1 protein-coding gene is annotated in these 305 nt (G+C 62.3%); it reads left to right on the plus strand.

Annotated elements, in window-relative coordinates; translation table 11 throughout:
- Positions 1–236 (plus strand): hypothetical protein (locus EOB49_RS35130; RefSeq protein WP_245473009.1); only part of this gene is annotated, 236 nt, incomplete at its 5' end.
- Positions 237–305 lie beyond the last annotated feature (69 nt).

Here is a 305-nt window from a genome sequence, read left to right on the forward strand (position 1 = left end):
GGCCAAGCATGCGCGCGATGGCAAGATCTCATGACAGCGTCACCGATGGGACAGTCCGCACCACCGCCGGCAACCGCGCCCAAGAGGCGAAGTCCCAGGTCATGGCCGCCATCGGCGGGCTGGTCGATGAGGGTAAGGCTGAGTGGAACCACACCGCAACCGGCGACATCGAGCTGCGCCTGCTGAGCGGTGAAGTGTTCGTGCTCGGCGAGGTGTCGGTCACGCGTGTCGAATGAGCACCATCAGCGCTCTTTGCGCCTTTCAGGCAGATTTGAATTTGAAAGCAAGCACCGGAGTGAGACACG

Source organism: Mesorhizobium sp. M7A.F.Ca.MR.148.00.0.0 (assembly GCF_003997735.1).
Taxonomy (GTDB): Bacteria; Pseudomonadota; Alphaproteobacteria; order Rhizobiales; family Rhizobiaceae; genus Mesorhizobium.